Origin of the sequence: Halobacterium litoreum (assembly GCF_021233415.1) — an archaeon.
Taxonomy (GTDB): Archaea; Halobacteriota; Halobacteria; order Halobacteriales; family Halobacteriaceae; genus Halobacterium; species Halobacterium litoreum.
Genome location: NZ_CP089466.1, coordinates 1,371,160 through 1,386,136 on the forward strand (window position 1 = coordinate 1,371,160; position 14,977 = coordinate 1,386,136).

The window sequence follows — 14,977 nt, forward strand, 5'->3', positions numbered from 1 at the left end:
TAACGCTTATTCGCTCCCGCCGACCATTCACGCTCGTACCTGAGGGGGACCATGTCGGAATCAGCCATCGCGGACTTCGTCACGTCGTTCATCCCGAACACAGCCACGCACGTCGAACCGGTACGCGGACGCGTGGTGATGAGCAAACGCCGCATCGTCCTCGCGACGGACGACGCTAAGACAACCATCCCCCTCGGCGGCGTCTTCGACGTCCAACACGACACCGCGCCCGGCGACCTCGCGGAGTTCTTCGACGACACCGTCACGGTCGCCTACGAACGCGACGGCGAGAAACGCGTCGCCGTCATCGAGGGCGCCGGCAGCACGGTGGACAAGTTCGTCACGCTCGTGTTCAAGGGCTTGCTGAACGGCACCACCGTCTACGCCAAAGACCCGGCGCGACGCGGCGGCAGAGTCACCGACCAATCGTTCGAGTCCGGGAGCCTCTTTCTCGTCCCCGGCGCGGTCGAACTCCGGGGCGACGTCGGCGGCCGCATCGACCTCTCGACGGTCACGCACTTCGAACGCGTCGAACGCGACGTCAACGGCTCCACGCGACCGCTCCTCTCCGTCCGACACATGGGCGACGCCGGCGCCGTCACCACCGAACTCGTCCTCGACTCCGGGCGGAAGATGAATCTCCTCGGGCGCTACATCCGCCTGAAGTACACGCATCTCAAACAGAACCTCAAGGACGTCGACCTCACCGAGGAGGAGATCGAGGCGCTCGTCGCCATCTACTCCAGTGGCCCGAACGCCAGTCTCGCGGCCGTCCTCGGCGTCGACGCCTCCCGCGTCACGATGTTCCTCAACGACCTCATCGACAAGGACCTCGTGAAAGACGAGGACGGCCTCCACCTCACGTCGATGGGGCGAGCCGCCGTCAGCGAACACATCGAAGACGTCAACGTCTGACGTCGGCGTCGACTCCACTCTCGAAAAACGCCTCCCGAGTAGCGCTCGCTACTCCTCGTTGATGGCTTCGCTCGCGATGTTCCGGCCGCGCGTCTTCATCGACACTTCGCGGCGCTTGCGCACCTCCTCGAGGACGTCCACTTCGACGAGGCGCTCGAAGATTGACTCCACCTCGTCGACGTCCATCCCGAGGAAGTCCGGAATCTCGAACGACGACACACCGGAGTACAGCGCCATCAACACGCGCTTTTCGGTCTCCGAGAGGTCGACCGACCCCTGGCTCTTTCGAGCCTCCTTACTCAACAGCGATTCGAGAATCGAACACGTGTGCGAGTCACTCGAGAAGTACGTCTGCACGCTCGTGTCGTCGACTGTGTGCTCGACTTTCAACACCGGGCTCTTCTCGCCCTGCACCTCCAGCGACGCCGCCTCCGCGGACCCAACGTCGTCTAACTCCACGGAGACGAACGACCCGTTCGACATCGCGACGCTCAACTGGTCCTCGTCGACCTTGATGCGCGCGCGCTCGAAGGACTCGTCTTGTACCACCCCGCCTTGCACCGCGGGGTGTTTCACGAGCATCTCCGTCTGGTCTAAGAGCGCGCCGTACAGTTTGCTCTCGAACTGCTCGGTATTCTCCCCCAGCGAGAGCAACACGACGCTCTCGTTGTTCATCTGGATGCTCACGTAGTCGCTGACCTGGGCGACCGTCTGGTTCACGTCGTAGCGGCCACTCAGACTGGCAATCTCCGACAGCGGGAGGTTGCGTTTCCCGTCGTTGCCCGCGAGCACGATGCGCTTGTTCGACAGGAGGATGCGACCGTTCGTCCACTCGGCGTCCTTCAAGCGACGACCGTCCTTGACGGCCTGCAGGAACTTCCCCGCGCCGTCGGCGACTTTGTACTCGGACTCGCTCATTCCTCACCTGTGGCCGTCGTTCCGCACGCAGTGTCCCCCCGATTCCCGCGCCCACGCGACGCGTCCCGACTCATCGTTGTGCTACGTATTCAGGTGGCGTATTTAATGCTTTGCGTGCGATTCTCGCGAGTGAAATCGACGGCGGGCAGTCCGTTACGTGTGCCCGCCGAGTTTCGAGATGGCGGAGAACGCGCGCCGACGCACCTCCGCGTTCTCCGTCTCGTCCACCAGCTTCTCCAAGCGCTGCCGGGACCGGTCGCCGCCGACCTTCCCGAGCGCGAACGCCGCCATCGCCACCGCGTCCTCTCCGTACTGGTCGGTCTCGATGACCTCCAGCAGACGCGTCTCCACGGACCGCCCACCAATCTCCGAGAGCCCGGTCGCCGCGAACTGCGAGATGAGGTCGTCGTCCTCCCCGAGCACGTCACACAGCGCGTCGATGGCGTCCATCTTCGTCGCGTTGTCGCCCGCCACCCGTCCCAGCATCCACGTCGCGTTCCGCCGCTGGTGTAACTGCGTCCCCTCCTCGATGATCTCGATGAGTGACGCCACGATACTCGGGTCGCTGCGCGCCGACATCCGGTCGACGATGGTCTCCCGGAGCTCGTGGCTCTTGTCCGGCGGCACGTTCGACAGAATCTCGATGAGCGAGAACACCGCCGCCCGGCGCACCAGGTCGCTCTGGTCGCCGAGCCGCTCCACGAGCGCGTCCACCGGCTTCGCGTTCCCGAACTGCCCGAGCGAACTCACCGCCGTCCGACGCAACGCCTCGCTGTCGTCCTCCACGACCGACAACAACCCCCGGAGCGACTCCGGGTTCGTCAACCGCCCGAGCGACTCGGCGGCCTCCCGCCGAACCTTCAACGGTTGCCCGTGCAGACACTCCACGAGAATCCCCGTCACCGCCGGGTCGCCCACCCGTCCGAGCGCGCGAGCGATGCGCGCCCGCACCCCCGGGTGCGGCTCGGACTGCAAGCGCTCGGCCAGCGGCCGCGCCGACTCCGAGACCTCCAACAACCCCAACACGTTCGCCGCCGCCATCCGCAACTCCGGCGTGTCCGACGACAGATTCTCCACGAACACCTCCGCCTGCGCCCACGTCGCGCCAGAATCCGGGACCTCCTGTCCCAGCCCCTTCATCAGCGCGTCCACGGCCTCCTGTTGCGTGAGCGCGTCGATGGCTTCCGCCCGAACGACCTCGTCCTCGTCGCTCATCGCGTCGACCAACGCGTCGATACCCTCCGACCCGGGCTCGTCGAGGTTCCCCAGAATCTCGGCGGCCCGCTGCCGGACCGTCTCCTTCCCGCTCTCCTGGAGCAACTCCACTAACTTCTCGACGTCCCCGGAGCGCTCCAGTCCGTACAGCGATGGCACACCTAGATGCTAGGTACGCGTCTACAAAATGATGACGTTCAGAAAGCGATACGGGAAGTGAACGAAAAGCGGCCGCGTTACAGCGTGACGGCCTGCTTATCCTTCAGGGACTCCGGCACGTTCGCCCAGTAGGTGGTCTTCGAGCCGTACTGCGTCGTGACCGTCAGCTGGACTTCCTCGCCAGCCAAGAGACCGTCCGTGGTGATCTGACCGGCAGCAAGCACGACTTTGATGCGGTCGGACTGGTCGACGAGCACGTCGGGGTTCTCGCCCTTGATGGACTCGGTGGTGAACTCCGTGCCGTTCGCGGCGGAGCTGTCGTAGGTGAGGGTGGTGGCGGTGTCCGGGCCGATCCACTGAATCGTACTCTTCGAGAGGTTGATGTTGTCGGCGCCCGCGGACTGCCGCACCGTCAGATTCGCGAAGTCGACAACTTCCGTAGTGTCACTGTCGTTGACGTTACCGTAGGCGGAGACGACGTTGATGCGGTTCGACACTTGCGCGGAGGCTTCTTCGCCAGTCGCTTGGCCTTTGGACTGGAGGAAGCCGGCCGTGTTGATGAGGACGCCCGCGGCGATCGCGGCGACCAGGACCATCGCGATGAACACGATGAGCGTCCCGATCCCCACCTGACCGCGCTCGTCTTCGTCGTTGATGAACTCGAACATTGAACTAATTTACAGCTTGACTGCGTTCTTGTCTTTCAGCGATTCGGGCACGTTCGCCCAGTAGGTGGTCTTCGAACCGTACTGCGTCGTAATCGTCAGCTGCACTTCGTCGCCAGCTTCGAGATTACTGGTCACCGCGTTGGCGTCGATAATGACCTCAAGACGGTCGGACTGGTCGACGAGAACCGGGTTGTTCTCACCCTTGACTTGGTTCGTCGTGAAGTTCCCGGCATCAGCGGAACCGTTGTACGTCAGCGTCTTTGCTTTGTCCGGGCCGATCCACTGGATCGTAGTCTTCGAGAGGTTGATATTGTCGGCGCCCGCGGCCTGCCGCACGACCAGGCTCACCTCGTCAACGTTTTCGTTCGTAACGTTGCCGTAGGCGGAGACGACGTTGATGCGGTTCGACACTTGCGCGGAGGCTTCTTCGCCAGTCGCTTGGCCTTTGGACTGGAGGAAGCCGGCCGTGTTGATGAGGACGCCCGCGGCGATCGCGGCGACCAGGACCATCGCGATGAACACGATGAGCGTCCCGATCCCCACCTGACCGCGCTCGTCTTCGTCGTTGATGAACTCGAACATTGTTGGTTTGCTGCCCCCCTACCCGTAGCGGGTTTCCTGGGGCTCGACTCGAACGTTGATGGACCTTTACTAAAAGGTACGCCCCCGGTTATCAGCGATGAAAAGTTCTCAGCCGTCGCTTACCAAACACCTAAGCCGGTCCGCCGGGCGAAGGGTGACGTGTCCACTGTCATCGACTTCGAGGCGGTCCGCCACCGCGTCAAACTCGTGCGGGACTCGGGCGAGACGAAACTGTACGAGAATCGTGACGGCGTGGCGTGCCCGGTCTGTGACGAGCCGTTCGACGAGGGGTTAGTAACGGAGTGTTCGTCGCGACAGGTCACGCCGGGCGGGGGCGTTCGGCTTTGCCTGGCTCGAGACGACGACCAATTATTCATCTTCACGCACGCGTGAGTAATCCGCGCTTACCTGATTCTTAGAACTGGTAACCGTGGGGGAAACCTTTTATACCTACTTGGGACGAATTACGTCAGGAATGTTGGGTACGCTCCGCAAACTACTCGGTGGGGGGTCCGAGAGGGCGGCGACGGACGGCGGTACCGACGCCGGCCAGTTCTCCTTCGGCGACCACGATAGACACGCGAGCGCGGTTCGGGAACGGTACGAGGTCGACACGGCGAGACTCGACCCGGGACTGCCGGACGACGCTCGCGAACACTTCGCTGGTCTGTTCGACGAGAACGCGCCCGAGACGGCGACGTACGTGCCCGCGTACCAGAGTGCGGGCGTGACGCCCGCCGACTTCGTCTCTGCTCACGGTGCGTCGGTCGACGCCGTCGTCGACGCGGTGTTCGACCGGCTCCGCGAGGAGGGGTTAGACGAGTCCTCGCTGGACCGCGCGGAGAAGGAACTCCGCGTCGGTCTCGACACCGTCGTCGAGGACGCTGCGGCGGGCGTCGCAGCGTACGACGTTGGCGAGGAAGACGAGGACGAACTGAACGTCGAGGACGACGAACTCCTCGACGGCATCGGGATGCCGGTATTCATGCTGGACGCGGAGGGAGAGGTCGTCGCGTGGAACAAAGCGCTCGTCGACCTGACCGGCTGTCCGGAGTCGGAGGCCGTCGGGTCGAGTCACGTCAGCGAGGCGTTCTACCCCGACGGGCGTCGCGTCAAGACGCTCGCCGATAAAATCTGCGAGGCGCCGGAGGACGCCGCCGCCGAGTTCGACGTGGACCGCGCCGACACGGAGTACACGCTCTACGAGGACTCCAGTACGATGGTCGACCGGGACGGGAACGAACGCCGCATCACGTTCTCTGCGCGCCCGATATTCGACGACAACGGCGACCTCCTCGCGGTCGTGGAGACCGTCGACGACCGGACCGAGGACGTCGAGCGCGCCGAAGCCATCGAGACGCTCGTCACGGAACTGCGGACGACGATGCAGGCGCTGCAGGCGGGACACCTCGAGTCGCGCGCGTCGTTCGAGGGCAACGCGCACGTCGACGACAAACTCGTCGGCGTCGTGAGCGACCTGAACGACATGGCCGACCAGTTCGAGCGACTCGTCGGCCAGGTCGACGGCCAGACTCAGGAGTTGGCGTCCTCGATTCAGAAGGCGGCGGCGGAGGCCAACGACATCGCCGACGTGGTCGGCGAGCAAAACGACATGCTGTCGGACGCGGCGAGCGAGATGCAGAACTTCTCCGCGAGCATGCAGGAGGTCGCCGCGAGCTCCGACCAGGTCGCGGCGGCCGCCGAGCAGGCACAGACCGCCGCGGAGAACGGCCTGGAGGCCAGCGAGGGCGCGAGTACGGCGACGAACGAGGTCATCGACATCAGTGACGACCTCGTTGACAGCGTCTCCGAGTTGGAGGAGAAGATGGACGAAATCGAGGGCGTCGTCGAGGTCATCGCGGAGGTGGCAGACCAGACGAACCTCCTCGCGTTGAACGCGAACATCGAGGCCGCACGCGCGGGCGAAGCGGGCAGCGGCTTCGAGGTCGTCGCGGACGAGGTGAAGGAACTCGCGAACGAGACCCGCGAGCACACCGAGCGCATCGCGGGGAGCATCGACGAGGTCCAACAGCAGGCCAACGAGACCGTCGTCGCCGTCGAGGAGTCCCACCAGCAGATTCACCGCGCCGGCGACGAGATCGACGACGCGCTCACGGCGCTCGAAGAGATCGCCGACGCCGTCGACGAGGCCGCGACGGGTATCACGGAGGTCGCGCGCGCGAACGACGAACAGGCCGAGACCGTCGAGGACGTCATCGTCACCATCGAGGAGGTCCAAGACCAAGCCGAGGAGGCGTCCGAGGCGTCCGAGCGCATCGTCGACGCTACCCAGGAGCAGTCCCGTGCGGTCCAGGAACTGAATTCGCGGGTTGATCAACTCACCACGGAGGAGGATAACTGATGACCCTGAATCCACGCGAGTACGACGCAGAGGAGTTGCGCAGTGCGGCCCGGAAGAGCGACGACGAGAACATCCGGGAACTGAAAGAGCGGCTGGCGGAACACGAGCAGACCGCGGACGAGGCGGTTCGTTCGGGGCAACTGAAACAGCTCCTGTTCATGCACTCGAGCGCCGACGAGGAGCGTCTCCAGCGTCCGTACCTGGAGTCGATGCCGGGGAAGTACGCCGCTGAAATCACGCTGTTCGAGTGGCTGGACTTCCTGCTGGAGCGCGGGGGCGTGAAGCGCTCGCTGGAAGCCATCGAGTACTACGAGAACATCGGCTGGGTCGGGGACGAGGCAGCGGAGAAACTTCGGAACCACGTTCGCGGGTTCGCGGGGCCGGCCGACGAGGAGAGCCACTCGGACTTCGAGATGGCCGACCACGTCCTGAGTCTGGTGTTCATCGCACGGCTGGCGTCGATGGAGTAAGGCGAGCCTACCCGATTAATCGAATTGAGAACTGGGGGAGAACATTAATTACGCGGGGCTCTCGTGTATTATCCCGATGAAGTTTATCCACCTCACCCCGACTGCCCTGGTCTTCCTGCAGTTCGGGGCGCTGGCCGTCGGTATGGCCAGTTGGCTCGACGACGACGAGGGGTCGGGGGACTCCGGAGGGGACGATGAGTTCGAGATGGACGACGACTTCGACGACGACTTCGACGACGAGTTCGGTTCCTTCGACGACATGGAGGACGGCGGTGGCGGGGCGGGCGGTGCGGACGCCTCGGTGAACGAACTGGAACACCGAATCGAGGAACTCGAGACCGAGGTGTCGAACGTCGCGTCGAAAGCGAACACCGTCCGGAGCGAGAACGAACAGATCAGCGAGAGCGTCGAGGACGTCGAGGAGAACGTCCGGAAGCTCCTGGAGATCTACGAGATGGTGACGCGCGGCGTGAACCCGTTCGTGGACGACGTCGAAACCGAGGCCATGGGCGGCGGCGCCAGTGGCCAGAGTTTCGGGCTCTTCGACGACGAGGAAGAGGACGGCGGTGACGGCGGCGGCGGTGGGGAGGACCTCGACGCCGACATCGCGGACGCGGACGCCGACGACTTCTTCGAGGACGACGCGTTCGACGACGGGATGGAGGAAGGCGACGACATGGGCGGCTTCGACGACTTCGAAGAGGAAGAAGGGGCGGACGACGAGATGGACGGATTCGGCGATTTCGAGGACGAGGACGGCGGCGAGGAGGCCGCCGGCGACGGTGGCGGGACGTCCTTCGACGAGTTGAAAGAGGAGTACGAATCCGGCGAGGCCGACTGGGCGGAAGGCGAGGAGGGTGGAGACGACGCGATAGACGCCGAGGAGAAACCCGACCTCGGGTTCGACGACTCCGACCTCGAAGAAGACGAGGAAGCGACGGACGAGGTGGCCGAGGACGACGGCTTCGACTTCGAGGAAGAGGAGACCGAAGACGCGGGCGGCGCCGAGTCCGGGACGGACATCGACGAGTCGTCCGGAACGGCACCCGCGCTCGGCCTGCGGACGCGCGGAGACGGCCCGCACCTCGAAGAGCACCCGAACGGCTACCTCGCGGACGTCGTCTCGTTGGAGTGGCTGAACTACTTGCTCGCGGAGTTCGGGCCGAAGAACACGGTGCGGACGCTGAACTACTACGAGCGCATCGGGTGGATCGGCGAGCCGGCCCGCGACCAGTTGTTCGACTACTTGGAGGGGTTGACCGACTCCGATTACCTCTACCGCGAGGAGTTCGGGACGACCGAACTGACCATGGACGACCACTTGAAGAGTCTCGATTACATCGAGGAGTTGGCGAGCGAGGACATAGAGCGAGCAATCGTGGACCGGTGCGAGGACCTCCATAGAAATGGGATTCAGCGTTAGTGGTTCGGCGGCGATACTGTTCATCGCCGCGTTCGTGAGTGTCGGTATCCTGTACTCGGCGGCGTTCAACGGGTACGAGCGCGTACAGGACGCCGACGACAGACACGGGGAGCGCGTCCTGGAGCGTCGCAACACGGTCGTCGACGTGACGAACGTAACGTACAACACGACCTCGGACGAACTGACAGTGAACGTGACGAACTCGGGGGCGACGTCGCTGTCGGTGAACGAGACCGACTTGCTGTTGGACGGGGAGTTCCGGAGTCGGAGCGGTTACGACAGCTGGAGCGTCGGCGGGCAGACGGATACGACGCTGTGGCTCCCCGGCGAGACGTACAGCGTCACCGTGACGACGGCGAGCCAGCCCGACCGCGTGAAAGTGGTGACGTCGTCGGGTGTGGCGGCGACGGAGGTGGTCTGAGTGGCCAGTGTCTCATCCTCGACGCTCATCATCTTCATCGCGAGCATCCTCGTGGCGGCGTCCGTCGCGGGGACGATGACGAACGGCGTCCAGCGGTTGAGCGACGCGTTGGGGGACCGGAGCGTCGACGTCAGCCAGGAGATTCAGACGGACGTGGAGATAATCAGCGACTCCGCGAGTTCGTCGTCCATCTACGACGGGGGTAATCTGACGCTGCTCGTGAAGAATACGGGCTCAGGCGGATTGGCCGCGGACCCGAGTGTCGTCGACGTCATCGTCGACGGGACGTACGTGACGAACGTGTCGCTGTCCGTGGTCGACGGCTCCAGTTGGGGGCCGGGGAACGTCGTCCGGGTGACGGCGTCGGGTGTGGATCTGTCGAGTGGCGACCACCGCGCGGTCGTCATCGTTCACGGCGACCGTGAGGTGTTGGAGTTCAGAACATGAGCACGAACACACTGTACTCGCTCGGGTTGGACGAGCACGACCGACTGAACAACGAGCTCGGGGGCGGCATTCCCGGCGGGAGCATCGTCCTCATCGAGGGAGATTACGGCGCGGGGAAGTCCGCGATGAGCCAGCGGTTCACGTACGGCCTCTGTGAGGAGGGACACTCCGTGACGTTGGTGTCGACGGAGTTGACCGTCCGTGGGTTCATCGACCAAATGCACTCCCTGAGTTACGACATGGAAGAGCACCTGTTGAACGAGAACCTGTTGTTCTTCCACGCGGACGTCGACACGGGGAAGAGCGCGCTCCGGAGTACCGGGGCCGTCGACGACGAGGACGGCAACCGCAAGCAGTTGCTCAAGCGGTTGATGGAGGCCGACAAGATGTGGCAGGCCGACACCGTCGTCATCGACACGTTCGACGCCATCCTCCGGAACGACCCGAAGTTCGAGGCGCTGGTCCGGCAGAACGACGAGCGGCAGGCCGCCCTCGAAATCATATCGTTCTTTAGGGATTTGGTCTCGCAAGGAAAGGTCATCGTTTTGACCGTGGACCCCAGTACTGTCGACGAGGAGGCAATCGGGCCGTTCCGGTCTATCGCCGACGTGTACTTGGAGTTACAGATGGTGGAGGTCGGGAACGACGTCCGGCGCTCCATCGCCGTTCGCCGGTTCGCCGGGATGGGCGAGCAGGTGGGTGACACGATCGGGTACTCGGTGCGGTCCGGCACGGGAATCGTCATCGAAAGCCGCAGCGTGGCATAGCAGGGACACCTCATGGCAGACCACGGGAGCAGACAGATCGGGCACGAACTCCGGGAGACGTCGAGTCGCCACACCCACCTCCGGGAGTACCTCCAGCGGTTCAAGCAGTTCACGGGCGAGTTCCCGGAGCTCATCGACGAGCCGACCGACGACTGGGAGGCCGCGAAGCCGAACGTGCTCTACCCCGTGGGCGGCCCCATCTTCTGTCACGTGTACGGCGACCTGGGGAAGGACACGAAGTACTACACCATCGAACCCGAACTGTCGGGCCCCGAGGCCGCGGTCTTCAAGAACGTCCAAGAGCGCATCCTCGAGAAGTCGGTGACGAAGCCGGCGCCCGAGGAGGAGGCCGAGTACGACGACCGCATCGAGGAACTGCTCCAGGAGACGGTGCGCATCGACGGCGACGAGGACGACGGCGTGTTCCACCGCGTCCGCCAGCTCCCGAACAACCTCGGGTCGCTGGTGAAGGACTTCGACTCGTCGACGCTCGCGGACCGGATGACCGGCGACGAGCGCGGGCAGATGTCGATGGACTCCGGCGACCTCTCCACCAAGCAGGTGAAGGCGGGCGCGCGACAGGTCGCCTCGGCGCCGAAGAACTTCGCGCAGTCGTTCCGTCGCGCCGTGCCGATGTTCCGCGAGGCGATGGAGGAGGCATTCGGATTCGGTCGCATCCCCGTCTCGCAGGCGACGTACGAGAACATCCGGTACCAGTTGAACCGCGACATCGTCGGGTTCGGACCGCTGGAGCCGGTGATGCGCGACCCGTACAACGAGGACATTCACGTCATCGGCCCGAGTGGCTGTTACGTCGACCACGGGACGTTCGGGATGCTGGAGACCACCGTCGACTTCGGGACGCCCGAGGAGTTCGACGGCTGGCTCCGGAACATGGGCGAGCGCATCGGCGACCCGGTGTCCGACTCCGACCCCATCGTGGACTCGACGCTCCCGGACGGGTCGCGTGTGAACATCATCTACAGCGACGACGTGTCGCTGAAGGGGCCGTCGCTCACCATCCGTCAGGGCGAGGACGTGCCGCTGTCCGTCGGCCAGATTACGAAGTGGGGGACGCTGTCTCCCGAGTTGGCGGCGTACCTCTGGCTCTGCCTCGAAAACGAGCAGACGGTGTTCGTCGTCGGGGAGACGGCGTCCGGGAAGACGACGACGCTGAACTCCATCATGGCGTTCATCCCCCGGGACTCGAAGATTTACACCGCGGAGGACACCGCGGAGGTCATCCCGCCACACGACACGTGGCAGCAACTCCTCACCCGGGAGGGGCAGGGCGAGAACTCCGCGGACGTGGACATGTTCGACCTGGTCGCGGCCGCGCTGCGTTCGCGTCCCGACTACATCATCGTCGGTGAGGTGCGTGGCGAGGAGGGTCGGATGGCGTTCCAGGCGGCACAGACCGGTCACCCCGTGATGCTGACGTTCCACGCGAGCGACATCGTCTCGATGATTCAGCGCTTCACTGGGGAGCCCATCAACGTCCCGGAGACGTTCATGGACAACGCCGACGTGGCGCTGTTCCAGAACCGCGTGAAGCAGGGCGACGACGTCCTGCGTCGCGTCACCTCCGTGCAGGAAATCGAGGGGTACTCGAAGGAGATGGGCGGCGTCGTCACGCGGCAGGCGTTCTACTGGGACCCCGTCGAGGACGAAATCGTCTTCCAGGGCCGGAACAACTCCTACGTGCTCGAAGAGCAGATTGCGACCCTGCTCGGGTACGCGGACACGCGCGAAATCTACGACGAACTGGACTTCCGCGCGGAAATCATCGAGCGCATTATCCAGGAGGACCTGATCGAGTACCACGACTTCAACGACGCCGTCGCGTCGTTCCAGCGGGACGGCGTCGAGGGCCTCCCGTTCACGATATCTCGCGGGTTCTAGCATGGCGGCGGAGGAAGCCGAAGCGACCTCGTCGCTCGAAAACATCGAGTTAGGCGACCTCGTCGACTCGGTGCTGGCGTCCTACCGTCGGATGACGATGCCGACGTTCCAGTACATCCTGTTCATCGTCGTGCCGTCGGTGGTGTTCTTCCTCGCGACGGTGGTGACGGTGTTCGTGGTGTCGCTGCCGACGTTCCTCACCGTCCCGATTCCGATGCTCGGCCTGCTGGCGGTCGTGACGGCCGTGATGTACCCGAAGATTCGACAGGACCAGCGCCGGACGCGCATGGAGAACCGGTTCCACCTGTTCGTGACGCATATGACCATCCTGTCGACGACGAACATCGACCGCGTGGAGGTGTTCCGGCGCATCGGCGCCGAGGAGGAGTACGGCCCTCTCGCGGAGGAGGCGCGTCGCATCGTTCAACTCATCGACGCGTGGAATCAGAGCCTCGACGACGCGTGCCGGATGCGCGCGGACAAGGTGCCGAGTGACCTGCTCGCGGACTTCCTCGACCGGCTCGCGTACACCATCAACTCCGGTGAGAGCCTGGAGTCCTACCTCGTTACCGAGCAGGACGCCATCATCCGGAACTACGCCACGTCCTACGAGGGGAAACTGGAGAACCTCCAGGTGATGAAAGACCTCTACCTGTCGATGGTGTTGTCCGTGACGTTCGCGCTCGTGTTCGCGACGGTGCTCCCGATTCTCTCCGGAACGAATCCGACGATGACGGTGTCGTCGGTCGTCGTGCTGTACTCCTTTATCCAGATCGGGTTCCTGTACGCCATCTACACGCTCGCGCCGAGCGACCCGCTGTGGTACTTCCCGGAGGAGCGCACGACGCGCACGGAGTGGAAGCTCCGCGTCTCGACGGCGGTCGGCGGGCTGTTGTCGGCGCTGCTCGTCGTCGTGGTGCTGGCGGTGATGCTCGGGTGGACGGGCATCGAGTCCGACTCGGTTCCCCTCCCGCTGTACGCGGCGCTCCCGACGACGCCGCTGCTCATTCCCGGTATCGTCGCGCGGTCGGCCGAGGAGCGCGTGAAAGACCGCGACGACGCCTTTACGAGTTTCATTCGCGCGCTCGGGTCGAGCGAGACGGCCCGCCAGACCACGACGACGCGGGTGTTGGAGTCGCTGCGCGACAAGAACTTCGGGTCGCTGACCGGCCTCGTCGACGACCTGTTCAAGCGCCTGAACCTCCGCGTGGACGCCTCGCAGGCGTGGCGGCACTTCACGTCGGACGCCCACTCGTATCTCATCCAGAAGTTCAGCGAGATGTACCTCGTCGGGCGCCAGATGGGTGGCGAGCCGAAACACCTCGGCGAACTCATCTCGAACAACATGAGCGAAGTCCTCCAGCTCCGTCAGCGCCGCAGTCAGGCGGCGTCGACGCTCGTCGGCGTCCTGTACGGCATCACGGCGGCGGCGACGTTCGCGTTCTTCATCGGTCTCGGTATCGTGGACGTCATCTCGGGGCTGGGCATCGACTTCTCGAATTCGGCGTTCAACGTCGGGACGCTCATCAACACGCAGGTGTACGACCTCGAACTCATCGAGTACCTGCTCGTGTTGACGATTCTCGTGAACGCCGTGCTGTCGGCGCTGATGATTCGGGTCGTGGACGGCGGCCACAAGATAAACGCGTACATTCACTTCGTGGTGTTGACGTGGATTTCCGCGGTCATCGGGTCGCTGACCCTGGAGCTGGTCAGCTCGCTGCTGTCGGTGTAACCGCGGAGCCACACTTATGTATCGTAGCCCGCTACGTGGTTCACGATGAACGAGGTCGGAGGTGACGGGTACGTGTTCGCCGTCGCCAGCGGGAAGGGCGGCGTCGGGAAGTCGACGACGACGGCGAACCTCGGTGTCGCGCTCGCGGACGACGGGTTCGACGTCGCCGTCGTGGACGTCGACCTCGGGATGGCGAACCTCGCGGGCTTGCTCGGCGTGAATCCGGACGAGACGCTTCACGACGTGCTCGCGGGGCAGGCGTCGCCGGCGGACGCGAGTTACGACACGACCGGCCTCACGCTCGTACCGGGGTCGACGGAGTTAGAGCAGTTCGCGGAGGCGGACGCGAAGTCCCTCCACCGCGTGGTGGAGTACCTCCGGGACCGCAACGACGTCGTCCTGCTGGACGCGGGCGCCGGACTGAGTTACGACATCGCGATGGCGATGAGCGTCGCGGACGGCGTGTTGTTGGTGACGACGGCGGAGTTGGCGTCGCTGACGGACGCGACGAAGACGGGGAAACTCGTGTCGAAGTTGGAGAAACCCGTGGTCGGCGCGGTGTTTACGCGCACCGGCGACGGCGGGTTCGACGACGTGGAGGGCATCGCGGCGGCGCTCGGGACGACGGACGCCGTGACGGTGAGCGTCCCGCACGACGACGCCGTGAAACTCGCGGTGCGCAAGAGCCGTCCGGTCGTGGACATCAAACCGGAGAGCCCGGCGGCGCGCGCGTACGACCGGCTCGCCGCCCAACTCGCGGACAGCGTCGGCATGGAGCCGCCCGAGCCCGAACCCGAGGACGGCGGATTCGAGTGGGTCGACCCCGACACCGGTGAGAGCGAGGGGGAGGATGGCGACGAGGAAGTCGAAGACGGCCCGGTGTACGAGATTTCGCTGGAGGAGATGATTCAGGAGGCGGGACTGGAGGACGACGAGGAAGCGACGGAGCGACGCGTGAAACTGTTCGACCGCGTGAAATCGAAGTTCTCGTAG

The 14,977-nt window shown here is 64.5% G+C and carries 15 protein-coding genes; 11 read left to right on the top strand and 4 right to left on the bottom strand.

Annotated elements, in window-relative coordinates:
- Positions 1 to 51: 51 nt before the first annotated feature.
- Positions 52 to 915 (top strand): CheF family chemotaxis protein, encoded by an 864-nt coding sequence (locus LT972_RS07570; protein ID WP_232569045.1) that lies wholly within the window; start codon positions 52 to 54, stop codon positions 913 to 915.
- Between the two features lie 48 nt (positions 916 to 963).
- Here the strand turns inward: LT972_RS07570 and cheF1 are convergent, their stop codons facing one another.
- The 4 genes from cheF1 to LT972_RS07590 all read right to left on the bottom strand — a co-directional run bounded on the left by cheF1 (position 964) and on the right by LT972_RS07590 (position 4,457).
- The gene (gene cheF1 / locus LT972_RS07575; RefSeq protein ID WP_232569046.1) at positions 964 to 1,833 is read right to left on the bottom strand and encodes a chemotaxis protein CheF1; all 870 of its coding nucleotides are present in this window, start codon (positions 1,831 to 1,833) and stop codon (positions 964 to 966) included.
- Between the two features lie 153 nt (positions 1,834 to 1,986).
- A complete protein-coding gene (locus LT972_RS07580; RefSeq protein ID WP_232569048.1) occupies positions 1,987 to 3,207 on the bottom strand; it encodes a HEAT repeat domain-containing protein in 1,221 nt (406 codons plus the stop codon).
- 77 nt (positions 3,208 to 3,284) lie between these two features.
- Positions 3,285 to 3,875 (bottom strand): archaellin/type IV pilin N-terminal domain-containing protein, encoded by a 591-nt coding sequence (locus LT972_RS07585; RefSeq protein WP_232569050.1) that lies wholly within the window; start codon positions 3,873 to 3,875, stop codon positions 3,285 to 3,287.
- A gap of 9 nt (positions 3,876 to 3,884) precedes the next feature.
- Positions 3,885 to 4,457 carry an archaellin/type IV pilin N-terminal domain-containing protein gene (locus LT972_RS07590; protein WP_232569059.1) on the bottom strand — a complete coding sequence of 191 codons (573 nt, stop codon included), beginning with the start codon at positions 4,455 to 4,457 and terminating at the stop codon, positions 3,885 to 3,887.
- A gap of 159 nt (positions 4,458 to 4,616) precedes the next feature.
- On the opposite strand from LT972_RS07590, the gene LT972_RS07595 reads away from it, so the two are divergent.
- The 10 genes from LT972_RS07595 (at position 4,617) to minD (ending at position 14,977) form a co-directional block, all read left to right on the top strand.
- Positions 4,617 to 4,850: a DUF7385 family protein gene (locus LT972_RS07595; protein ID WP_232569061.1), complete on the top strand. Its 234-nt coding sequence runs from the start codon at positions 4,617 to 4,619 to the stop codon at positions 4,848 to 4,850.
- A gap of 82 nt (positions 4,851 to 4,932) precedes the next feature.
- Positions 4,933 to 6,819 (top strand): methyl-accepting chemotaxis protein, encoded by a 1,887-nt coding sequence (locus LT972_RS07600; RefSeq protein ID WP_232569063.1) that lies wholly within the window; start codon positions 4,933 to 4,935, stop codon positions 6,817 to 6,819.
- Complete coding sequence (locus tag LT972_RS07605; protein ID WP_232569065.1) at positions 6,819 to 7,289, top strand: FlaD/FlaE family flagellar protein; 471 nt, start codon at positions 6,819 to 6,821, stop codon at positions 7,287 to 7,289. Before LT972_RS07600 ends, LT972_RS07605 begins: the two co-directional genes overlap by 1 nt.
- A gap of 76 nt (positions 7,290 to 7,365) precedes the next feature.
- The gene (locus LT972_RS07610) at positions 7,366 to 8,712 is read left to right on the top strand and encodes a FlaD/FlaE family flagellar protein (RefSeq protein WP_232569066.1); all 1,347 of its coding nucleotides are present in this window, start codon (positions 7,366 to 7,368) and stop codon (positions 8,710 to 8,712) included.
- Complete coding sequence (locus tag LT972_RS07615; RefSeq protein ID WP_232569067.1) at positions 8,696 to 9,133, top strand: fla cluster protein FlaF; 438 nt, start codon at positions 8,696 to 8,698, stop codon at positions 9,131 to 9,133. Before LT972_RS07610 ends, LT972_RS07615 begins: the two co-directional genes overlap by 17 nt.
- Entirely contained in the window at positions 9,134 to 9,580 is a 447-nt protein-coding gene (locus LT972_RS07620; protein ID WP_232569069.1) for a flagellar protein G, read from the top strand.
- Positions 9,577 to 10,347 carry an ATPase domain-containing protein gene (locus LT972_RS07625; RefSeq protein ID WP_232569071.1) on the top strand — a complete coding sequence of 257 codons (771 nt, stop codon included), beginning with the start codon at positions 9,577 to 9,579 and terminating at the stop codon, positions 10,345 to 10,347. The genes LT972_RS07620 and LT972_RS07625 overlap by 4 nt, the downstream gene beginning before the upstream one ends.
- A gap of 12 nt (positions 10,348 to 10,359) precedes the next feature.
- Positions 10,360 to 12,249 carry a type II/IV secretion system ATPase subunit gene (locus tag LT972_RS07630; RefSeq protein ID WP_232569072.1) on the top strand — a complete coding sequence of 630 codons (1,890 nt, stop codon included), beginning with the start codon at positions 10,360 to 10,362 and terminating at the stop codon, positions 12,247 to 12,249.
- A 1-nt stretch (position 12,250) separates the two neighbouring features.
- A complete protein-coding gene (gene flaJ / locus LT972_RS07635; RefSeq protein WP_232569074.1) occupies positions 12,251 to 13,984 on the top strand; it encodes an archaellar assembly protein FlaJ in 1,734 nt (577 codons plus the stop codon).
- A 45-nt stretch (positions 13,985 to 14,029) separates the two neighbouring features.
- Positions 14,030 to 14,977: a MinD/ParA family ATP-binding protein gene (gene minD, locus LT972_RS07640; protein ID WP_232569076.1), complete on the top strand. Its 948-nt coding sequence runs from the start codon at positions 14,030 to 14,032 to the stop codon at positions 14,975 to 14,977.